The organism is Mycobacterium sp. 1245111.1 (assembly GCF_001673405.1).
Classification (GTDB): domain Bacteria; phylum Actinomycetota; class Actinomycetes; order Mycobacteriales; family Mycobacteriaceae; genus Mycobacterium.
Genome location: NZ_LZLV01000141.1, coordinates 1 through 21,487, shown reverse-complemented (window position 1 = coordinate 21,487; position 21,487 = coordinate 1). Strand labels below are relative to the sequence as shown.

The following is a 21,487-nucleotide window of genomic DNA, read 5'->3' as shown; positions in this document are numbered from 1 at the left end:
TCGGCGTCGTCGGGGTTGCACATACCCGGTGCGGCCAGCTTGGCGAACACGGCGTCGAGGGTGGCGCGGGCCTCGGGCGTCAGCCAGCCATTGATCGGGCTCATCCCGGCGATGTCTTGGCGGCCAATCGTCAGGCCGCGGCGCTTGGCGCGGTCGACGTCGCTGAAGTCGCCGTCGGGGTTGAGGCAGTCCATCAGCTTGTCCGCCAACCTGGCCAGCTCGTCGGGGCGGTGCTCGCGACCCAACCGGGCGAGTTGCGCCTCGGCCCGAACGCGGGTCTCGATGTCGACGAAATCCGGTACCCGTTGCCAAAACGAGCGGATCACCGCGACATGAGCTGGGCCGAGGTCACCGTTGCGCTGCGCGGCGGCAGTGGCGGGCAGCACCGGCTCCAACGGCTCACCGTTCAAGGCGCGGCGCTCACCCAGGTCCGCGGCTTCATGCACCCGCCGCGACGCTTCGGCGCGGGTGATCCGCAGCCGGTTCGCCAGGACTGCGGCCAGCTTGCCGCCCAACTCGCTGGGCTCCACGCCGGCCAGCTCGTTGATCAGCGCATGCTCGGCCGCGGGCAGCTCGCGGCGAAACACCTCCAGGCTTTCCAGCACGTTCAAGCGCTCGGGCGTGGTCAGCGCATCGAACGTCAGATCCAGCGTGCGTTTGACGTACGCGCGAAGACCGTCGAGCACCTCGACGATCTCCTCACGACTACTAGAACGCATGTTCGAATCGTAGGTCGGCAGACCGACACCCCGCACCCCGCAAAGCCACATCTGTGGATGAACCCGCAACTGTGGATAACCAGGCACCCGACCGCCGCCACGTACCCTCGCGGCATGAACGACGCACAGGGCAGAATCCGTATCCCCGACGACCTCGACTCCGTCACCGCGATCGGCGACGAGGACCACTCCGGAATCGATCCGCAAGCCGTCGAACGAATCTGGCAGGCCGCCCGGCACTGGTACCAGGCCGGCATGCATCCCGCGATCCAGCTATGCCTGCGTCACAACGGGAAGGTGGTGCTGAACCGGGCCATCGGACACGGCTGGGGCAACGCCCCCACCGACGAACCCGACGCTGAGAAGATCCCCGTCAAGACCGATACACCGTTCTGCGTCTACTCGTCGGCCAAAGCGATCACCGCGACCGTCGTACACATGCTCGTCGAGCGCGGGCATTTTTCACTCGACGACAAGGTGTGCCAGTACATCCCGTCGTACACCAGCCACGGGAAAGATCGGACCACCATCCGGCACGTGATCACGCACAGCGCGGGCGTCCCGTTCCCCACCGGACCGAAGCCGGACCTGAAGCGGGCGGACGACCACGAGTACGCCCAGGAGCAGCTGGGGAATCTGCGGCCGATCTACCGACCCGGCCTGGTGCACATCTACCACGCGCTGACCTGGGGTCCGCTGATGCGCGAGATCGTCTACGCGGCCACCGGCAAGGACATCCGCGACATCCTGGCCACCGAGATCCTCGACCCCCTGAACTTCCGGTGGACGAATTTCGGTGTGGCAGAACAAGATATCCCGCTGGTCGCGCACAGCCATCCCACCGGACACCCGTTGCTTCCCGCCCCGATCGCGGCGGCCTTCCGGAAAGCCATCGGCGGCACCACCCACGAGATCATCCCGATCACCAACACACCGCTGTTCCTCAAGACCGTCGTCCCGTCGTCCAACACGATCTCGAATGCAGACGAGATGTCGCGATTCGCCGAAATATGGCGTCGCGGAGGCGAACTCGACGGAGTTCGGGTAATGAGCCCCGAGACCCTAAAAGCCGCGGCGAAGCAGTGCCGGCGCTTGAGACCCGACGTCGCAACGGGTCTGCTGCCCGCCCGTTGGGGAACCGGATTTCAGCTCGGCACAAAGAGATTCGGCCCGTTCGGGCGGAACGCGCCACACGCGTTCGGGCACCTCGGACTGGTCAACTGCGCGATCTGGACCGACCCCGAGCGGCAGCTGGCCGCCGGCGTGGTGAGCAGCGGCAAGCCGGGCAGAGACCCGGAAGTCAAGCGCTACACCGCGCTGATGGACCGCATTGCCGCGGAGATACCGCGCGTTTCGTGAACCTGCGTCATAGTTGAGCCGTGCAGCCGCAGTACCCGTACTACCCGGGTTATCCACCGCCGATCCCGCCGCGGCGACATTCGGTCGTCGACATCACGCTCACGGTGATCCTCGGCGCGCTCGCCGGCTTTGGCGCGCTGGCGTCGGTGTCGTTTTCGTTCTTCTTTGTGATGGCCACCGATTCGTGCGGGTCGCGCGCCTGTAACTACGACGCGCTCGGCCAGGCATACGTGGTGACTTGGGGCGGGATCGGGGTCGCGATCCTGGTCGGGGCGGTCGGGATCATCGTCGCCGCCGTCCGTCATCGACTGATGTGGGTCTGGCCTGCGGTGTCGCTGGTGCTGATCGCAGTGTCCACTGGGATCGGGGTATCGCTGGCCAATTCGGTCATGCACCAGAATTAACGCTGTTAATCGTCGCCGGTCTAATATCCACTGAGCAACTTTCGCTGAGGTCGGGGGACCAGCATCGTTGGCGTTCAACTATCGAGCGCCCGCTTTGCGCTGCCCGACTCTGGACAAAGGTGGGTAGCTTCGCAATGGCTGGTGATAACACCACGATGGAACCGTTCTACGAGACGTCGCAGTCGATCTACGACCTGAGCGACGAGTTCTACGCGTTGTTCCTGGGGCCGACGATGGGCTACACCTGCGCCTACTACGAACGCGACGACATGACCCTCGACGAGGCGCAGGTCGCCAAATTCGAGCTGGCGCTGGGCAAGCTGAACCTTGAGCCCGGCATGACGCTGCTCGACGTCGGCTGCGGGTGGGGCGGTGCGCTTGAGGTGGCACTGCAGCGCTACGACGTCAACGTCATCGGCATCACGCTGAGCCGCAATCAGCACGCCTGGACCACCGCCCGGCTGGCGAAGGTGCCCACAGAGCGATCCGTCGAGGTGCGGCTGCAGGGCTGGGAGGAATTCACCGACAAGGTCGACCGGATCGTCAGCATCGGCGCGTTCGAGGCGTTCACCAAGCCCCGCTATGGCGCGTTCTTCGACATGGCCTACAGCGCGCTTCCCTCCGACGGCCGGATGCTGCTGCACACGATCCTCGGGCGGCCGCAGGGCTACTTCGCGGCCAACAACGTCGCGATCACGATCAGCGATCTGAAATTGATGCGATTCATCGGCCAGGAGATCTTCCCCGGCGGTGAGTTGCCCTCGGAAGACGATGTGGTCCAGTTCGCGACCGCGTCGGGTTTCAGCGTCGAGCGGGTCCACAGCCTACGGGCGCACTACGCGCGGACGCTGGACATGTGGGCGGTCAATCTCGAAGCCAAGCGTGACGAGGCGATCGCGATCACCGACGAGGTCAACTACGACCGTTTCATGCGCTACCTGGTCGGCTGCGCGGACTTCTTCCGCCGCACCATCACCGACGTCGCACAGTTCACTCTCGTCAAGTAGGAGATGTGGCGGCCCTGTTGCTACAACGTTGGAACCCCACCGTGTGGAGGTGTCTCGCGCCGTAGGAGCACACTCGATAGCAGTGCAGATTGCGGCGAAGGCCCGAAGCGGGCGAACACCGTTACCGAGTGTGGGGCGTCGGGGCGGGCCACTCGGTAAGCGAACTGGATGGGGCGATCCGGATGCACCGACGGTAGACGAGCCGCCTCCCCGAATCGAGCATCGAGGTCATGCTTTCGAGCGGTGCTCACCGCCAACTGGACCTCAAGATCACTGAACAGACCCCAAGTTTTGCCGATCGATATTCGCAACGTGCCCAGCGGCGGCGGCTCAACGACAGCGGATCCGGTGGACCGGTGCTCGACCGAGCCAGGTATGCCAAGCGCGTCGACTACCCCGGTTACGCTCGACTCGCTGATGGTGCATAGCCGCGCGGCCCACTCGACGATGCGATCCAAGTCCACGACTCTGCGACCGCCCCGCTCCGCGAGACGTCGTATCTCGCGATCGGCGACTCGACGCAGACGGGCCGGCATCGCTGGTCGCAGCCATGCCGACGGCCAATCGTCGAGGTCGGCAAGCACGACGCCGTCGGCCATCAGCGAGTACAGCGGTTCAGCGGGAAAGTCGTTGACCCGCAACGAATACCGCACGCCAGCGACATCACATCGGTATGGGAACTCGCCGTCACCGGTAGCCTCCCATCCGATCGATCGCATCAGTAAGTCGTCAAGGTTCACGGCCGCCGATCAAGTAAAGTGTCCGACCACACGAGTCGATGTTCGCCGACTCCATCCGCCGTCACCTGCCGAAGCCGGCGCAGTGTGGCCACCGCCTGAACCTCATCGAGACCGGTGAGCCGCAGCACCGCGTGGCCCATCATGCCCGTGCGATGAATACCGGCCGAGCAATGCATAACGACGCGGCCACCTGCGGCAAGCGCACCGACGACCTTTTCAAGACCCGACCGAACCTCGACCATCCGGTCCCCCTCCGGTGGCTCGGCGCCCGCAAGCGTAATCCATATCCAGTCAAGCCCGGCATCGGTCACGGACTCGCCGACCGACAACGCCCCTTCCTTTTCACCCAGAAGAGTGACGACATGGGTGACTCCACTCTGCGCCCACACCGGAAGGGCCTTCTTCTTCGGCCGGTGCGTCAACGCCAACATGCCCCCTCCGACGGGCACAAAGGTAGGTAACTGCTCGATCACACATCAGACCGTAATGGTGCCGATCAGCGTCGGCACATGATTTTTCGACGGACAGACCTTGGACCTGACCGGCGCCTCACACCAGTCGGCGCAACCAAGAGTCCCATTGACGGGGCACGGTGTGTTCCAACGCGACCCATCTCCAGTAGATGTGGCGGTGGCGGAGGGATTTGAACCCCCGGACGGTTTTAGCCGTCTCTCGCTTTCAAGGCGAGTGCATTAGGCCGCTCTGCCACGCCACCGCGGACAAGGGTAGCGGGACGTTCAGGCCCTCTTCAGCGCGGCGCTGATCCGGCGGCAATTCTCGCCGACCGCGACGACCTGCGACCGTGACAGCGGCCCGAGAAAGTGCGTGCGGATGCCTTCGGCGTACGTCGTCATCGCCTCCCGCGCCGCCGCCCGGCCGTCGTCGGTGATCGCGGCGACAACTCCGCGCCGATCGTCCGGGCTGGCCTCGCGGCGCACGAATCCTTGGGCCTCGAGGCGGCGGACTTGCCGGGTGAGCCGACTCGGCAGCGACGCCAACGCCTCGGCCAAGTCACCCATCCGGGCGCAGCCGGTCGGCGCGTGATCCAGCATGTCGAGGACCCTGACGTCGAACAGCGACAGCTGATGCACCTCGGTGAGTCGACGATTGAGCGTCGCGTACAACCGCAACGTCGAATCCAGGAAGCTCTGCCACGACTTCTGCTCAGCGATATCCAGCCCGGGCATCTCGCTGGCTGTCCGGCCGGCAATCAGGGCGGCCATCACGTCATGCTATGCGACACATCGCCGTTGAAACAGGGGCTAGTAGCGTGGCCGGCATGCATGGCATCGTCGCCGAATCCGCCGACAAACTCCGCTGGCAGCAGGTGCCCGACGTCACCGCCGGCCCAGACGACGTGCTGATCAAGGTCACCGCGGCCGGAGTCAACCGGGCCGACCTCTTGCAGGCGGCCGGCCTCTACCCGCCCCCGCCCGGCGCGAGCGAACTGCTCGGGATGGAAGTCTCCGGCGTCGTCGAAGCGGTCGGCGACAACGTCAAAGATTGGGCCCCGGGCGAAGAAGTCTGCGCGTTGCTGGCCGGCGGTGGCTACGCCGAGTACGTCGCAGTGCCGGCCGGCCAGGTGCTGCCGCATCCCGTCGGTCTCGACCTGGTGGATTCCGCGGGTGTGCCGGAGGTGGCGTGCACCGTCTGGTCGAACCTGGTGATGACGGCGCATCTGCGCGAGGGCCAGCTGCTCTTGATGCACGGCGGCGCCAGCGGCGTGGGCAGCCACGCCATCCAGATTGCCTGGGCGCTCGGCGCCCGGGTCGCGGTCACCGCGGGGTCGGCGGCCAAGCTGGACACGTGCCGTGAACTCGGAGCCGAGATTTTGATCAACTATCACGACGAGGACTTCGTTGCGCGGGTGCACGAGGCCACCGACGGCCGCGGCGCCGACGTGATCTTCGACATCATGGGCGCCTCGTACCTGGACCGGAACATCGACGCGCTGGCCACCGAGGGCCGGCTGGTCATCATCGGAATGCAGGGCGGCGTCAAGGGCGAACTCAACATCGGCAAGCTGATGGGCAAACGGGCCCACGTCATCGGCACCACGCTGCGGGCCCGGCCGACGAACGGGCCGGGCAGCAAGAGCGAGGTCGTGGCCGCGGTGCGGGAATCGGTGTGGCCGATGATCGCCAACGGCCGGGTCCGGCCGATCATCGGCGCCCGCTTGCCGATTCAGGACGCCGGCGAGGCACACCGCATGCTGTCGTCCGGCGAGGTGACCGGAAAGATCGTGCTGACGCTCTAGCTAGCCCAGCGAGGCGAGCGCACGCACCAACTGGTCGACCTCGGCCATCGTCGAGTAATGCGCCAAGCCGACGGTGACCGCGCCGCCGACGTCGTTGACGCCGATCACGTCGAGCACCCGCGAGTTGGCGTTGGAGATCCCCAGAACCCCGTTGTCCGCCAACCGCTGCACCACCCGCTCGGCCGGCACGTCGTGCACCGCGAAGCTGACCACCGGGATCCGCGACTCGGGCCGGGCGATCACCACCACCCGCGACAGTGAGCGCAGCGAGCCCATCAGGTACTCGAAGATCCCGTCCATGTAGGCCGTCGCGGATTGCAGTGAGGTGTAAAGCCTTTCGCGGCGAGTCCCACGGGCCGACTCGTCGAGCGAGGCAAGGTATTCGATGCTGGCCACGAAGCCGCCGAGCAGCCCGTACTGATGCACGCCGAGCTCGAGGCGGCCGGGCCCGGTGGCGTAGGGGTTGGTCGACACCGACGTGAACGTGTTGATCATCGCCGGATCGCGGAACACCAACGCGCCCACCGGCGGGCCACCCCAGTTGACGGCGTTGATCGCCACCACGTCGGCGTCGATCTCGTCGATGTCGATCAACCGATAGGGCGCGGCCGCGGAGTGGTCGACGACCACGAAGCCGCCGACGTCGTGGACCAGCTTCGTCACCGGCCGCAGATCAGTGAGCGTGCCGAGCGTTCCCGACGCCGAACTCACCGCGACCAGGCGAGTCGCCTGCCCGATCAGCCCCTCCCACTGCCACGACGGCAGATCGCCGGTTTCGATGTCGACCTCGGCCCATTTGACCTTGGCGCCGAATCGGTTTGCTGCCCGCAGCCACGGCGCGATATTGGCTTCGTCGTCGAGTCGGGTGACGACCATCTCGTAGCCCAGACCGGCGCGGGTCGACGATGCGTCGGCCAGCGACGCCAGCAACACCGCACGGTCGGCGCCCAGCACCACCCCGCGGGGGTCGGCGTTGACCAGATCGGCGGCCGCCTGCCGGGCCGCGTCGAGCACGGCCGCGCTGCGTCTGGCCGACGGATGTGGTCCGGCGGTGCTGGGGAAGGATCCGCGGAAGGCAGTCGAGACGGTGGTCGCCACCGAGTCGGGGATGAGCATCCCGGACGGCGCATCGAAGTGCACCCAACCGTCCCCGAGTGACGGGTGCAACCCGCGCACTCGGGCGACGTCGTATGCCATAGCAGCCACCTTAGAGCTATGCGCAATAAGCGGAACCGTGACGGTAGCGGGCGCCCGAATACGTCAACGCCGTTCCGAGCCAGGTCACCCGGCCCGCCATACTAGTCGCGTGGGGCTGTGCTTCGGAACACTGATCGCATTGTTTTTGCTGATCGTCCCGGGGACCATCGTCGGACGAATCACCCAGCTAACGTGGCCGATCGCGATCGCCGTTGGCCCGGCGCTGACCTACGGCGTGGTGGCACTGGCGATCATCCCGTTCGGCGCCGTCGGAATCCCTTGGAACGGTTGGACTGCACTCGCCGCGTTCGCGGCGGTGTGCATCGTGATGATCGGCATGCAGCCGCTGCTGGCCCGCTACCGCGACCCGGCGGCGCAAGCGTTGGGTATCGACCGCCGCCAGGCGCTGACGGTGGCGGCCGGGGTGGCGCTCGGCGGATTGCTGATCATGTGGGCGGCCTACCGCGGCCTGGTGCATTGGCAATCGATCCCCAGCACCTGGGACGCCGTCTGGCACGCCAACACGGTCCGCTTCATGCTCGACACCGGCCAGGCGTCGTCGACCCACATGGGCGAGCTGCGCAACGTCGAAACCCACCAGCCGCTGTACTACCCGTCGGTGTTTCACGCGCTGACCGCGGTGTACTGCCAACTCACCGGCGCGGCACCGACAACCGGCTACACGCTGTGCTCGGTGGCGGCGGCGGTCTGGCTGTTCCCGTCCAGCGCCGCGATGCTGACCTGGCATCTGCTGCGGTCCCGCACGCCCTATGCGGCCGGGGTGGCCGCGACCGCGGCCGCGCTGTCGGCGTCGTTCACCTCGGTGCCCTACGTCGAGTTCGGGACCGCGGCGATGCCGAATCTGGCGGCCTACGGCGTCGCGATCCCGACGTTCGTTCTGGTGCTCTCGACGCTGGGCCATCGCGATCGGATCCCGGCGGCCGTGCTGGCCTTAGTCGGGGTCTTCTCGGTGCATCTCACCGGCGGCTTCGTGGTAATTCTGTTCGCGGCGTCCTGGTGGCTGACCGATGCGTGGTGGCATCCGGTGCGCGGCCGGCTCGCGGACTTGCTGACACTGTCCGCCTCGGCCGTGCCGGCGCTGCTGATCCTGGCGCCGCAGTTTTACGGCGTGGCCAAGCAGGCCGACATCATCGCCGGGCACGCGTTCCCCAGCTTCAAGACCGTCAAGCAGGGCGTGATCGACGCGCTGCTGCTGCACACCCGTCATCTCAACGATTTCCCGACGCAATACGGCCTGATCGCGCTGAGCGGCATCGGGATGGCGATCCTGCTGTACAAGAAGGTCTGGTGGCCGCCGGTGCTCTGGCTGGTGCTCACCGTCGCGACGATCTACTCGGGCGCGCCGTTCCACAATCCGCTCGGCACCGCGATCGAGCAGTTCAGTCAGTTCTTCTACAACGACCCGCGACGGCTTTCGGCGGTCGTGACGATGCTGATGACGCCGATGGCGGCGGTCGCGGTGTTCGCCTTGGTGGTGGGGGCGGTGGCCGTCGTCAAGCGTTTCGTCAGCCTGCCTGACGCCGTGTGGGTTTCGGCCGTCGTGGCGCTGCTGGCGCTGACCACCGTCGTCACCGCCCGGCACTACTTATATCGGCACCTGGTGTTGTTCGGCGACAAGTACGACTCGGTGATGATCAACCAGAACGACCTCGACGCGATGGCCCACCTGGCCTCGCTGCCGGGCGCGCGCAGCACCGTGATCGGCAACTCCAACGTCGACGGCACCGCGTGGATGTACGCCGTCGCGGACCTGCACCCGCTGTGGACCCACTACGACTTTCCGCAGCAAACCGGCCCGGGCTATTACCGCTACATCTTCTGGGCTTACGCCGATGCCGACGCGCTGCCCGGGGTACCCGAGGACAAGCGCGCGCTGGTGCCCGAAGCAGTCCGGGCGCTCAACATCCGCTACATCCTGACCAGCGCGCCGACGGTTCGCGGGTTCAAGGTGCCCGACGGGCTAGTGTCGGTAGACCATTCGAAGTGGTGGACAAAGATTTACGACAACGGTGAAGCCTGGATCTACGAATGGCAGGGTCCTCCGAGCGTCCCGACAACTCCCAGAGGTGACAAACATTGAGTAACGACGACGACATCGAGGTCATCGGCGGCGTCGATCCCCGCCTGATGGCGGCGGCCCAAGACGCCGACGACGACGACCGCTCGATCACCGACCTGGTCGAGCAACCCGCCAAGGTGATGCGGATCGGCACGATGATCAAGCAACTCCTCGAGGAGGTGCGTGCGGCTCCCCTCGACGAGGCCAGCCGAAGCCGGCTGCGCGAGATCCACGCCACCAGCATCCGAGAACTCGAGGAGGGGTTGGCGCCGGAGCTGCGCGAGGAGCTCGACCGGCTGACGCTCCCGTTCACCGAGGGCAGCGTCCCGTCCGACGGCGAACTGCGTATTGCACAGGCCCAGCTGGTCGGCTGGCTGGAGGGGCTGTTCCACGGCATCCAAACCGCGTTGTTCGCCCAGCAGATGGCGGCTCGCGCGCAGCTCGAGCAGATGCGCGAGCAGCGCGGCCTGCCGCCCGGTAGCGCGGGGCACGGTCGACCCGGCTCGGGCACCGGGCAATACCTGTAGGCAACCGGTGACACCGACTGGTCCGCACATCGAAACCCGCGACGCGTGGGTCGAGTTCCCGATCTTCGACGCCAAGTCGCGCTCGCTGAAGAAGACCGTCCTGGGCGGATCGATCGGGCGTAACGCGTCCAACGTGGTGGTCATCGAGGCGCTGCGGGATATCACGATGTCGCTGGAACTCGGCGACCGGGTCGGGCTGGTCGGTCATAACGGCGCCGGGAAATCGACTCTGCTGCGCCTACTTTCGGGCATCTACGAGCCGACTCGCGGCTCGGCCACCGTGCGCGGGCGAGTGGCGCCGGTGTTCGACCTCGGTGTCGGGATGGACCCCGAGATCTCCGGCTACGAGAACATCCTCATCCGCGGCCTGTTCCTCGGGCAGACCCGCAAGCAGATGCTGGCCAAGGTCGACGAGATCGCGGACTTCACCGAACTCGGCGACTACCTGTCGATGCCGCTGCGGACCTACTCCACCGGCATGCGGGTTCGGTTGGCGATGGGCGTGGTCACCAGCATCGACCCCGAGATCCTGCTGCTCGACGAGGGCATCGGCGCCGTCGACGCCGACTTCCTGAAGAAGGCGCAGACACGGTTGCAGCAGCTGGTCGAGCGGTCCGGAATCCTGGTGTTCGCAAGCCATTCCAACGAATTCCTGGCCCGGCTGTGCAAGACCGCGATGTGGATCGACCACGGCGTCATCAAGCAGACCGGCAGCATCGAAGACGTGGTGCGGGCCTACGAGGGCGAAGACGCCGCCCGCCACGTTCGCGAAGTCCTCGCGGAGACGGAGCGCGACAGCGTATGAACTCCATGGTGTGCGCCGTCGTGGTGACTCACCGGCGCGCCGACCTGCTGGCCAAATCGCTGGACGTGCTGAGCAGCCAGAGTCGGCCGCTGGATCAGCTGATCGTTGTCGACAATGATTTTTCCGACGACGCCGACGGCGTGGTTCGCGATCTGGTTGCGGGACAACCCATTCCGACGACCTACCTGCCATCGCGCCGAAACCTCGGTGGCGCAGGGGGTTTCGCGCTCGGCATCCTGCACGCGCTGGCGCTCGGCGCCGACTGGGTGTGGCTGGCCGACGACGACGGCCACCCGCGCGACGGCGAGGTGCTGGCCACGCTGCTGGCCTGCGCCGAGAAGCACCGCCTCGCCGAGGTGTCGCCGATGGTGTGCAACGCCGACGAGCCCACGAAGCTGGCGTTCCCGTTGCGCCGGGGCCTGGCCTGGCGTCGACTGGTCAGCGAATTGCGCACCGAGGCCGGCCAAGACCTGCTGCCGGGCATCGCGTCGCTGTTCAACGGCGCGCTGTTTCGGGCGTCGGCGTTCGAAGCGATCGGGGTGCCCGACCTGAGGCTGTTCGTCCGCGGCGACGAGGTCGAGATGCACCGTCGGCTGGTCCGCTCCGGGCTGGCGTTCGGGACCTGCCTCGACACGGCCTACCTGCACCCCTGCGGCTCGGCCGAGTTCAAGCCGATCCTCGGCGGTCGGATGCACACGCAGTATCCCGACGACGCCACCAAGCGATACTTCACCTATCGCAACCGCGGCTACCTGATGGCACAGCCGGGTCTGCGGAAACTCCTTGTGCAGGAATGGCTTCGGTTCGGCTGGTTCTTCCTGATCTCCCGTCGCGACCCCAAAGGTCTGCTGGAGTGGCTGCGGCTGCGCCGGCTGGGCCGACGGGAACAGTTCGAAAGGCCCGCTAATGACGATCGTTGACGTTGCGGCACAGTCGAAGACGATGACCCGCGCCTGGGGCGACCTGGTCGACGGTTATCGCCGCCGCGAACTGTGGCTGCACCTCGGCTGGCAGGACATCAAGCAGCGCTATCGCCGGTCGGTGCTCGGCCCGTTCTGGATCACCATCGCCACCGGGACCACGGCTGTCGCGATGGGCGGCCTGTATTCCAAGCTGTTCCATCTGCAGCTCGCGGTGCACCTGCCCTACGTCACGCTTGGGCTGATCATCTGGAACCTGATCAACGCGTCGATTTTGGAAGGCGCCGAGGTGTTCGTCGCCAACGAGGGGTTGATCAAGCAGCTGCCGACGCCGCTGAGCGTGCACGTCTACCGGCTGGTGTGGCGGCAGATGATCCTGTTCGGGCACAACATCGTGATCTATGTGATCATCGCGATTATCTATCCCAAGCCGTGGTCGTGGGCCGACCTGGCGGTGATTCCCGCGCTGGGGCTGATCGTGCTGAACTGCGTCTGGGTGTCACTGTGCTTCGGCATCCTCGCGACCCGCTTCCGCGACATCGGGCCGCTGCTGTTCTCCGTCGTGCAGCTGCTGTTCTTCATGACGCCGATCATCTGGAACGACGACACACTGCGAGCGCAGGGCGCCGGGCAATGGTCGAAGATCGTCGAGCTCAACCCGCTGCTGCATTACCTGGATCTGGTGCGGGCGCCGCTACTGGGCGCCCACCAGGAGCTGCGGCACTGGGAGGTCGTGATCGGGCTGACCGTGCTGGGCTGGCTGGTGGCGGCCCTTGCGATGCGTCAGTACCGCGCTCGGGTGGCCTACTGGGTCTGACGCCCAGCGGCTTCGAAAAGCAAACTGCGACCCAGGGTTTCCCCTGGGCCGCAGTCTGTTTCCCCCGACCCGACTCCCCCTGGTTTTACGGGGCGTTGGCGCCGTCCGTGCCATCCGCGCCGTCAACGTCGCCGACGCCAGGCAGGCCGTCGGTGCCGTTACCGCCGGCGGCGTTGGTGCCGTCGCCACCGTTGCCGCCGGTGCCGCCGTCGCCGGTCCCGGTGGTGCTGCCGGCACCGCCATTCCCGCCGTGGCCGCCGGTAGCGGTTGGAGTGGTGCCGAGGTTATTGCCGACCCCGCCATTGCCGCCGTCACCGCCGTTGGCGCCGACAACCGTGCCACCAGCTCCGCCATTCCCGCCTGCACCGCCGGTTCCGCTGACGTTCGTGCCGAATTGCACGTAGCCGTTGCCGCCATCACCGCCATCTCCGCCGTTGCCGGCCCCACCGGCTCCGCCAACCCCACCGGCGCCGCCGGTCGCGGTGCCGTTGGTGACCGTAGCGTTGGACAGCACGTAGCCGAGGCCACCCTTGCCGCCATCGCCGGCGTTAATGCCGGTGCCACTGGCGCCGCCCGCGCCGCCGATGGCGGTGCTGTTGCTGGCGACAGTGCCGTACTCGCCGAAGACACCGCCGGTACCGCCGGCGCCGCCAGTCGCGCCATCGAAGCCGGCTCCGCCAGCCCCGCCAGTGCCAACACTATTGACGACGGAGCCGCCGCTGTATTGGTAGCCGACGCCGGCGTTGACCTCGCCGGTGCCGCCGTGGCCGCCGATGCCGTCATTGCCGGCGCCACCTACTCCGCCGGTGGCGGTGCCGCTAGCAGAGGCAGTGGGGTGCCCCGCCCCGCTCGCAGCAACGACGTAGGCGTTACCACCCGCGCCGCCCTGGCCGTCGGAACCGGTACCGGCACCGCCGGCACCACCGGTGGCGCTGCCATTGGCTACGCCGCTCGGGGTGTCGCCGTAGCCGCCCCAGACGACGCCCTTACCGCCGTCACCACCCGTACCGCCATCGGTGCCGTTACCACCGGCCCCACCGACGCCAGTGCCAGTAGCGGTGCTGTTGACACCGCTGGCCTCAACCAAGCCGTTGCCGCCGTTGCCGCCTGTGCCGCCGTTGCTGCCGCCGTCACCACCGGCCCCGCCAGTGGCATGGCCGCCAGTCGCTACGCCGTGGTCCACTCCCCAGACCTTGCCGTCGCCGCCGTTGCCGCCGTTGCCACCGTCAGCTCCGGTGCCACTGTCGCCGCCGGCACCACCGAGTGCAGTGCCGTTGGTGGCCGTGCCGAAGGACTGCCCGACGACAGAGCCCTGCCCGCCGTCACCGCCGGTGTGGCCGTCGAAGGCCGCACCGCCGTCGCCGCCGGTGGCGCTCCCGGTGGCGTGGCCGGTCTCCGGATGACCCGCCAGGCCGTAGCCGCCGTCGACGATGGCCCGGCCGCCGTCACCGCCGACGCTGCCATCGCCGGTGGCGCTTCCACCGTCCCCGCCCGTGGCCGTGCCACTAGCGGTGCTGTTGTCATAGATGGCTTCGATCGTGGCGCCACCACCGGTGCCGCCGGTGGCCCCATCGCCGGTGCCGGTACCGCCGGCCCCGCCGAGAGCCGTGCCGCTGGCGACTTCTCCGCTGTTGGAGCCGTAGAACCCGCCCAGAATTTGGGCGTATCCACCTGCACCACCCTGACCACCATCGATGCCCGCACCGCCGGCGCCGCCGGTGGCCGAGCCGGTCGCGGAGCTGCCCGCCCCGGTCGCGCCGATGTAGCCGTAGCCACCCGAGCCACCCGTGCCGCCGTTGGTACCGCCCGCACCGCCGGCGCCACCGGTGGCCGTCGCGTTATTGACCACACCGCCGGCGGAAGCGTTGATACCGCCGTAGCCGCCGGTGCCGCCCGCCCCGCCGGTGGAGGTGGTGCTACCGGCGCCGCCGACACCGCCTTCGCCGCCGACCGCCGTGCTCGTGCCGCTGACCGTGCCGCCGCTGTCAGAAGTGACGTAGGCGTAGCCGCCGCCACCACCACCACCGCCGCCTAGGCCGGCATCGTTCACGGTGCCGATTCCGCCCGCACCACCGTCGCCACCGGCTCCGGCAACAGCACCGGTGCCGCTTGCAGCGCCGTCACCGCCCTCGCCCCCGGCACCGCCGTTGCCGAAGTTTCCAGGCGTACCGCTAATGGTGCCGAACAATCCGGCCTTACCGCCGTCACCGGCCTCGCCGCCGGTACCGCCGGTACCGCCCGCCCCGCCGTAGCCGAGCTCGCCAGCGTTTGGACCAGTGCCTACTACGCCGTCGCCACCGGTACCGCCCTCGCCGCCGGTGCCACCAGCCCCGCCGGCACCACCAGCGCCGAACAGACCGCCCGTACCGCCGTTGCCGCCAACGCCGCCCTCTCCACCGTCGCCGCCTGTCTGGCCGTTGAGTGCCCCCAGTAGAGCGTTACCAGTTGGGTTACCGTCTGCGCCGTCGGTGCCGGTCAAACCAGTTCCGCCCTGGCCGCCCGCGCCGCCGGCAGCGAACCAGGCGTAGGTCCCGGCGTCGCCACCGGCGCCGCCCGCACCTGCGGCCGCGGTGGCGGTAGCCGCCCCACCGTCACCACCCGCGCCGCCGAAGCCGTAGTACAGGCCGCCGTCGCCGCCGATACCGCCGTCACCGCCCGCGAAGCCGTCACCGCCGGCACCACCGTTGCCGAACAGGAACGCGCTTCCGCCGTCGCCGCCGTCGATAGGTCCGGTACCCGAGGTGAAGGTGAAGCCGTCACCGCCGTTACCGAACCACAAGCCGCCGTCTTGACCGTCGGGGCTGAGGGCGGTGCCGTCAGCGCCGTTACAGATCAGACCGCAGGAATCAGCGGCGGAAAACGCCGCGGGGTTGGCCTGCGCGGCCCAGGCGTTGAGTGTGGTGTCGAACTGAGAACCGAACGAGCTGTTGATCCAGCTCTGCTCGAGGCCCTGCCAGAAGGCGCTCAGGGGATCCGTCGCCGAGGCCGTCGTCGATCCGAGGTCGGTGGTTGCCGCAGCCGACTCGGGCAGCGCGAAGCCGACGCTGGAAACCGAGGACAGGTCGCCGAACAGCGCCTCCCACCCGTTGGGGGTGAACAGTTCGGTCAACGCACCAGAAAGCACCGACGGGTCGAAGAATTCCGCCGGGTTCACCGTCCCTGCCATCCCGTTGACCGCCGGATCGATGATCATGTCGACCCAGTCGGTCAAAATGTCAGCCTTCGCCGCAGGTGCCCCTGCCAGCGGTCCCAGTCCGAGCGCCAGAAACGCCCCCGCCCCTGCTCCTAATCCTGCGGCCCGCACGCGACGGCGCGCCTTGGCCTTCTCTGCTTGACGGTTGCGCTTGCTGTGCTTACCTGACGACATGACGGAATGTCCCCCTTGAAAGAGTTTTACGTGAGACCGATGGCTGCCGACTGCGCTCTCAGTCGTGCTTAAGGTAACCCTTAAGTCATCCGGTGTCCGGAAATTTGGGCGATTTTTCCGAAGAATTTTTAACCGTTCGTGAGTCGCCGATTCAAGCTGCCGATCGAGTCACATGTAGCTGGTCTAGCTGCGATTACAGGTGCGCTCTTTGTATTTCACCTATTTATCACCCTTTTGTACTTGCGTTTAATAACGTCGTACGTTCGGCTTAGTCTCGGCTGAGTTTCTCCGAGTTTCTCTTAGTAAACCTTGTGTCCTATTCCAAATATTGGACCCATTTATTCCGATTATCGGAACTTAATTCCCGTTGTCAGTAATAACCATTTAGGAACCTGACTGCCGCGTAGGCCGCACCGTCCGCTGGTCCGACGCGCGGGACATGAGGATTCCGGCGCTGACCACCCGTAGACTTCCCGCCGATGGCCGAGATCGCAGCGAGCACCCCGTTGCCGCTGAAGACGCAGGCGTGGCGATTCATCGTCACCGGAGGACTGTCGGCGATCGTCGACTTCGGGCTGTACGTGTTACTGCTGCACCTGGGCCTGCAAGTGAACGTCGCCAAGTCGATCAGCTTCATCGCCGGCACCACGACGGCCTACCTGATCAACCGCCGTTGGACGTTCCAGGCGCCGCCCAGCCGGGCCCGCTTCATCGCGGTGTGCGTGCTTTACGGGCTCACCTACTGCGTGCAGGTCGGCATCAACTACCTCTTCTATCTGAAGTTCGCCCACGAGCCGTGGCGGGTACCGGCCGCGTTCGTGATCGCGCAGGGCACTGCGACGGTGATCAACTTCGTCGTGCAGCGGTCGGTGATCTTCCGGCTGCGGTAGCTCCTAGCGCAGCAGCGCGACGAGCGCGGCGACCACCCCGACCGCGCCGCCCACCAGCAACGCGTAGCCGAGCCGCGGCGTGTGGATGTGCAGGTAGGCCTGCCCGGGGTCATTGGGGTCGTAGAACACCGTGACGGTGTCGGGAACCGCGGCGAGCTCGGCCTCGGCCACGCTGCGCATCTGCCCCGCCATGCGCACATAACCGCACCCGGCGGCGATTGCCCCACACCGCCACAGCGTGAGTGTAGGGCGGCGGCGCAGCGCTCGGCTGATGGTCCGCCTCCTTCTCGGGATGCACGCATCCCGCATCGTCACCGGACGGGCGGGTACCCTTTCTGACGATGTTGAGCAGCGACATTCCCACCACCAAAACCTCTCTGACGGGTTTTGGCCGCACCGCACCGTCGGTGGCGGAGGTGTTGTCGACCCCGGATACCGAGCTGATCGCCAAGGCGGTCGGCCAGGTCGCGAACGCCGGTGCGGGGCCGTCGAAGAGCAGGGGCGTGATCGCCCGCGGGCTGGGCCGCTCCTACGGCGACAACGCCCAAAACGGCGGCGGCCTGGTGATCGACATGACGCCGCTGAACAAGATCCACTCGATCGAGTCCGACACCCGGCTGGCCGAGGTCGACGCCGGTGTCAGCCTCGACCAGTTGATGAAGGCCGCGCTGCCGTTCGGGTTATGGGTTCCGGTGCTGCCCGGCACCCGGCAGGTCACCGTCGGCGGCGCGATCGCCTGCGACATCCACGGCAAGAACCACCACAGCGCGGGCAGCTTCGGCAACCACGTGGTGTCGATGGAGCTGCTGACGGCCGACGGCCAGATCCGCCACCTGACTCCTGAGGGCGACGAGTCCGAGCTGTTCTGGGCGACCGTCGGCGGCAACGGGCTGACCGGCATCGTGCTGCGGGCCGTCATCGAGATGACGCCAACGGAAACCGCGTACTTCATCGCCGACGGCATCGCGACGCACAGCCTGGACGAGACCGTCGCGGTGCACTTGGACGGCACCGAGGACAACTACACCTATTCCAGCGCGTGGTTCGACTTGATCAGCGCGCCGCCGAAGCTCGGCCGGGCCGCCGTCAGCCGCGGCAGCCTCGCCAAGCTAGACCAGCTGCCGCCCAAGCTTGCCAAGAATCCGCTGCAGTTCACCGCGCCTCAGTTACCCGCGGTGCCCAATCTCTTCCCGGTCAGCGTGATGAACAAGCTGAGTATGAGCATGGTCGGCGAGGCGTTCTACCGGATGAGCGGGAACTATCAGGACAAGATCGTCAACCTCACGCAGTTCTACCACATGCTGGACCTGACGACCGGATGGCAATATGCCTACGGCCCAAGGGGTTTCGCTCAGCACCAGTTCCTCGTGCCGCCGAATGCCATGGAGGAATTCAAGGACATCATCCGGTGGATTCAGACCCAGGGCCACTACTCGTTCCTCAACGTCTTCAAGCTGTTCGGCCCTGGCAACCGCGCGCCGCTGAGCTTCCCGATGGCCGGCTGGAACGTCGCGATGGACTTCCCCAACAAGCCGGGCGTCAACGAATTCCTCAACGAACTCGACTCCCGTGTCATGAAATTCGGCGGCCGCGTCTACACGGCCAAGGACTCACGCACCACCGCCGACAACTTCCACGCCATGTATCCCCGCATCGACGAATGGATCGCGGTGCGCCGCAAGGTAGATCCGACCGGAGTCTTCGTCTCCGACATGGCCCGACGTTTGGAGCTGCTGTAGATGGTGCTTGACGCCGTAGGAAACCCACAGGCGATCCTGCTGCTGGGCGGTACATCCGAGATCGGGCTGGCGATATGCGAGCGCTACCTGCGCAACGCCCACGCCCGCATCGTGCTCGCCGACCTACCCGATCATCCGGCTAAGGACAAGGCCATCGCGCAGATGAAGGCGGCCGGCGCGAAATCGGTCGAGTGGATCGACTTCGACGGCGTCGATACCGCCAACCACCCCAAGGTGATCGACGCGGCATTCGCAGGCGGCGATATCGACGTGGCGATCGTCGCGTTCGGTTTGCTCGGCAACGCCGAGGAGCTCTGGCAGGACCAGCGTAAGGCCGTCCAGATCGCCCAGATCAATTACACCGCAGCGGTTTCCGTCGGCGTGCTGCTGGGCGAGAAGATGCGCGCGCAGGGCTTCGGCCGCATCATCGCGATGAGTTCGGTCGCCGGCGAGCGGGTCCGCCGATCGAACTTCGTCTACGGCTCCACCAAGGCCGGCCTGGACGGCTTCTACCTCGGTCTCGGAGAAGCATTGCGCGAGTACGGTGTTCGCGTTCTGGTGATCCGCCCCGGTCAGGTTCGCACCACGACCACGCTCGAGCACTGGAAAGCCACCGGCGCCAAGGAGGCACCGTTCACCGTCGACAAGGAGTTCGTCGCGGAGCTCGCGGTGACCTCGGCGGCCAAGGGCAAGGAACTCGTCTGGGCGCCGGGGCCCGTCCGCTACCTGATGACGGTGTTGCGGCACATTCCGCGGCCGATCTTCCGCAAGTTGCCCCTCTAGATGCGCAACGCGCTGGCCACCGTCGGCCACATGGTGATCGCGGTCGCGGTCGCCGCGGCGGTCTCGGTGGTATCGCTGACCGCGATCGCGCGGGTGCAGTGGCCGGCCTTCCCGTCGTCGAATCAACTGCACGCGCTCACCACCGTCGGTCAGGTCGGCTGCATCCTCGGATTGCTGTGCGCCGGTTGGCTGTGGCGGCGCGACGGGGTACATCGCGGGAGGGGCCGCGGGCTGGCTCAGCTGCTGGCGTTGGTGTTCGTGTCCGCGTTCTCGGTGGTGACGCTCGGCATGCCGCTGGGCGCCACCAAGCTCTACCTGTTCGGGATCTCCGTCGACCAGCAGTTCCGCACCGAATACCTGACGCGGCTCACCGACAGTCCAACCCTGCACGACATGACCTACGCCGGCCTGCCGCCGTTCTACCCGCCGGGGTGGTTCTGGGTCGGCGGCCGGGTCGCGGCGCTCACCGGCACGTCCGGCTGGGAGATGTTCAAGCCCTGGGCGATCACGTCGATAACGATCGCGATCGCACTCGCAATGGTGTTGTGGTCGAGGATGATTCGCTTCGAGTACACACTGATCGTCACAGCCGCTACCGCCGCGGTGACGCTGGCCTACGGCTCACCGGAGCCGTACTCGGCGATGATCACGATGCTGCTTCCGCCGGTGCTGATCCTGGCGTGGTCGGGGCTACGGGGCGCCACGCGTTCGGGTGGCTGGGCCGCGGTGATCGGCGCCGGACTGTTCCTCGGCGCCGCCGCGACCTGCTACACGCTGCTGCCGGCCTACTGCGCGTTCACGATGCTGCTGATGGCACTGACGCTGGCGGCGGCGCGACGGCGCGACGGCCTCAAAGCCGCGTTGGATCCGCTGATCCGACTCGTCGTCATCGCCGCCATCGCGGCGGCCGGCGCGTCGATCACCTGGTTGCCGTTCCTGCTGCGCGCCGCGCACGATCCGGTCAGCAACAGCGGCAGCGCCTTCCACTACCTACCGGCCGACGGCGCCGCGCTGACATTCCCGATGCTGACGTTCACCCTGATCGGCGCGCTGTGTCTGCTCGGCACGCTGTGGATGGTGGTGCGCGCACACAATTCGGTGCGGGCGGGCGCGCTGACGATCGCGGTGCTGGCCATCTACCTGTGGTCGCTGCTGTCGATGCTGGCCACGCTGGCCCGCACCACGCTGCTGTCGTTCCGGCTGCAGCCCACGCTGACGGTGCTGCTCACCACCGCCGGCGTCTTCGGGTTCGTGGAGTTGACGGTCTGGGCCACCGCGCTGGCGAAACAAGATGGCCGTGACAGCGCCTGGGTGATCGCGGCGTCGATCTGCCCGTAGAACTTCTCCGAGCTGGACGGACGACGGTCGCCGCGCTGGCCGTGGCCGTCGGTGTCGGTGTAGGCGATGGTCAGGTCGGGCCGCAGCACGTCGGGGATGTCCTGGCTGAACGCGATCGCCGCGGCCAGCCCGATCGCAGTGGCCACCGGCGGCACGGCGCGGCCCCAGGCGCTGTCACGGCCATCTTGTTTCGCCAGCGCGGTGGCCCAGACCGTCAACTCCACGAACCCGAAGACGCCGGCGGTGGTGAGCAGCACCGTCAGCGTGGGCTGCAGCCGGAACGACAGCAGCGTGGTGCGGGCCAGCGTGGCCAGCATCGACAGCAGCGACCACAGGTAGATGGCCAGCACCGCGATCGTCAGCGCGCCCGCCCGCACCGAATTGTGTGCGCGCACCACCATCCACAGCGTGCCGAGCAGACACAGCGCGCCGATCAGGGTGAACGTCAGCATCGGGAATGTCAGCGCGGCGACCGTCGTCCGTCCAGCTCGGAGAAGTTCTACGGGCAGATCGACGCCGCGATCACCCAGGCGACCGG

At 67.1% G+C, this 21,487-nt stretch carries 19 protein-coding genes, 1 tRNA gene and 2 pseudogenes; 13 read left to right on the top strand and 9 right to left on the bottom strand.

From position 1 onward, the window contains the following. Window positions 1-719, bottom strand: a 719-nt coding sequence (locus tag A5658_RS22565) for a DUF222 domain-containing protein (protein WP_156751608.1), incomplete at its 3' end; no start/stop codon positions are given. 114 nt (window positions 720-833) lie between these two features. Between A5658_RS22565 and lipE the strand changes: the two genes are divergently transcribed. The 3 genes from lipE (at window position 834) to A5658_RS22550 (ending at window position 3,489) form a co-directional block, all read left to right on the top strand. After that, a complete protein-coding gene (lipE, locus tag A5658_RS22560) occupies window positions 834-2,078 on the top strand; it encodes a lipase LipE (RefSeq protein WP_067340369.1) in 1,245 nt (414 codons plus the stop codon). Between the two features lie 20 nt (window positions 2,079-2,098). Further along, window positions 2,099-2,482, top strand: a complete 384-nt coding sequence (locus A5658_RS22555; protein WP_067340362.1) for a hypothetical protein — start codon at window positions 2,099-2,101, stop codon at window positions 2,480-2,482. Between the two features lie 134 nt (window positions 2,483-2,616). Then, window positions 2,617-3,489, top strand: coding sequence for a cyclopropane mycolic acid synthase family methyltransferase (locus A5658_RS22550; RefSeq protein ID WP_067340360.1), 873 nt, complete (start codon window positions 2,617-2,619; stop codon window positions 3,487-3,489). A 20-nt stretch (window positions 3,490-3,509) separates the two neighbouring features. Here the strand turns inward: A5658_RS22550 and A5658_RS22545 are convergent, their stop codons facing one another. The 4 genes from A5658_RS22545 to A5658_RS22530 all read right to left on the bottom strand — a co-directional run bounded on the left by A5658_RS22545 (window position 3,510) and on the right by A5658_RS22530 (window position 5,452). Beyond that, window positions 3,510-4,208 (bottom strand): hypothetical protein, encoded by a 699-nt coding sequence (locus A5658_RS22545; RefSeq protein ID WP_156751607.1) that lies wholly within the window; start codon window positions 4,206-4,208, stop codon window positions 3,510-3,512. 17 nt (window positions 4,209-4,225) lie between these two features. After that, a complete protein-coding gene (locus A5658_RS22540) occupies window positions 4,226-4,702 on the bottom strand; it encodes a tyrosine-protein phosphatase (RefSeq protein WP_197503190.1) in 477 nt (158 codons plus the stop codon). Window positions 4,703-4,854: 152 nt separating this feature from the next. Continuing rightward, window positions 4,855-4,944, bottom strand: a tRNA-Ser gene (locus tag A5658_RS22535). 22 nt (window positions 4,945-4,966) lie between these two features. Further along, complete coding sequence (locus tag A5658_RS22530; RefSeq protein ID WP_067340355.1) at window positions 4,967-5,452, bottom strand: MarR family winged helix-turn-helix transcriptional regulator; 486 nt, start codon at window positions 5,450-5,452, stop codon at window positions 4,967-4,969. 56 nt (window positions 5,453-5,508) lie between these two features. Between A5658_RS22530 and A5658_RS22525 the strand changes: the two genes are divergently transcribed. Then, entirely contained in the window at window positions 5,509-6,486 is a 978-nt protein-coding gene (locus A5658_RS22525; protein WP_197503189.1) for an NAD(P)H-quinone oxidoreductase, read from the top strand. Here A5658_RS22525 and A5658_RS22520 read toward each other — a convergent pair whose 3' ends face one another. Beyond that, window positions 6,487-7,683 carry a cysteine desulfurase-like protein gene (locus A5658_RS22520; RefSeq protein WP_067340351.1) on the bottom strand — a complete coding sequence of 399 codons (1,197 nt, stop codon included), beginning with the start codon at window positions 7,681-7,683 and terminating at the stop codon, window positions 6,487-6,489. It abuts the gene before it with no gap. 109 nt (window positions 7,684-7,792) lie between these two features. On the opposite strand from A5658_RS22520, the gene A5658_RS22515 reads away from it, so the two are divergent. The 5 genes from A5658_RS22515 to A5658_RS22495 are packed head-to-tail and all read left to right on the top strand — an operon-like array spanning window position 7,793 to window position 12,832. Beyond that, window positions 7,793-9,784 carry a DUF6541 family protein gene (locus A5658_RS22515; protein WP_067340348.1) on the top strand — a complete coding sequence of 664 codons (1,992 nt, stop codon included), beginning with the start codon at window positions 7,793-7,795 and terminating at the stop codon, window positions 9,782-9,784. 47 nt (window positions 9,785-9,831) lie between these two features. After that, window positions 9,832-10,290, top strand: coding sequence for a bacterial proteasome activator family protein (locus A5658_RS22510; RefSeq protein ID WP_067340365.1), 459 nt, complete (start codon window positions 9,832-9,834; stop codon window positions 10,288-10,290). Between the two features lie 7 nt (window positions 10,291-10,297). Next, window positions 10,298-11,095 (top strand): ABC transporter ATP-binding protein, encoded by a 798-nt coding sequence (locus A5658_RS22505; RefSeq protein ID WP_067340346.1) that lies wholly within the window; start codon window positions 10,298-10,300, stop codon window positions 11,093-11,095. Continuing rightward, window positions 11,092-12,015: a glycosyltransferase gene (locus A5658_RS22500; protein ID WP_067340344.1), complete on the top strand. Its 924-nt coding sequence runs from the start codon at window positions 11,092-11,094 to the stop codon at window positions 12,013-12,015. The genes A5658_RS22505 and A5658_RS22500 overlap by 4 nt, the downstream gene beginning before the upstream one ends. Further along, the gene (locus A5658_RS22495; protein WP_067340341.1) at window positions 12,002-12,832 is read left to right on the top strand and encodes an ABC transporter permease; all 831 of its coding nucleotides are present in this window, start codon (window positions 12,002-12,004) and stop codon (window positions 12,830-12,832) included. Before A5658_RS22500 ends, A5658_RS22495 begins: the two co-directional genes overlap by 14 nt. Window positions 12,833-12,917: 85 nt before the next feature. Here the strand turns inward: A5658_RS22495 and A5658_RS29225 are convergent, their stop codons facing one another. Further along, window positions 12,918-16,199, bottom strand: a complete 3,282-nt coding sequence (locus tag A5658_RS29225; RefSeq protein ID WP_156751606.1) for a PGRS repeat-containing protein — start codon at window positions 16,197-16,199, stop codon at window positions 12,918-12,920. Window positions 16,200-16,678: 479 nt separating this feature from the next. On the opposite strand from A5658_RS29225, the gene A5658_RS22485 reads away from it, so the two are divergent. Further along, the gene (locus tag A5658_RS22485) at window positions 16,679-17,089 is read left to right on the top strand and encodes a GtrA family protein (RefSeq protein ID WP_067340339.1); all 411 of its coding nucleotides are present in this window, start codon (window positions 16,679-16,681) and stop codon (window positions 17,087-17,089) included. A gap of 3 nt (window positions 17,090-17,092) precedes the next feature. On the opposite strand, the gene A5658_RS22480 is transcribed toward A5658_RS22485, so the two are convergent. After that, window positions 17,093-17,281, bottom strand: a complete 189-nt coding sequence (locus tag A5658_RS22480; RefSeq protein WP_067340336.1) for a DUF3592 domain-containing protein — start codon at window positions 17,279-17,281, stop codon at window positions 17,093-17,095. Between the two features lie 149 nt (window positions 17,282-17,430). Here A5658_RS22480 and A5658_RS22475 point away from each other — a divergent pair, with 149 nt between their 5' ends. The 3 genes and pseudogenes from A5658_RS22475 to A5658_RS22465 form a co-directional block, all read left to right on the top strand. Continuing rightward, window positions 17,431-18,828, top strand: a complete 1,398-nt coding sequence (locus tag A5658_RS22475) for an FAD-binding oxidoreductase (RefSeq protein WP_067340334.1) — start codon at window positions 17,431-17,433, stop codon at window positions 18,826-18,828. Beyond that, on the top strand, window positions 18,829-19,611 hold the full coding sequence (locus tag A5658_RS22470) for a decaprenylphospho-beta-D-erythro-pentofuranosid-2-ulose 2-reductase (RefSeq protein WP_067340332.1): 783 nt from the start codon (window positions 18,829-18,831) through the stop codon (window positions 19,609-19,611). Beyond that, window positions 19,612-20,868: pseudogene (locus A5658_RS22465) on the top strand (arabinofuranosyltransferase); the annotation flags it as partial. Between the two features lie 38 nt (window positions 20,869-20,906). Here the strand turns inward: A5658_RS22465 and A5658_RS27740 are convergent. Next, window positions 20,907-21,487: pseudogene (locus tag A5658_RS27740) on the bottom strand (arabinofuranosyltransferase); the annotation flags it as partial.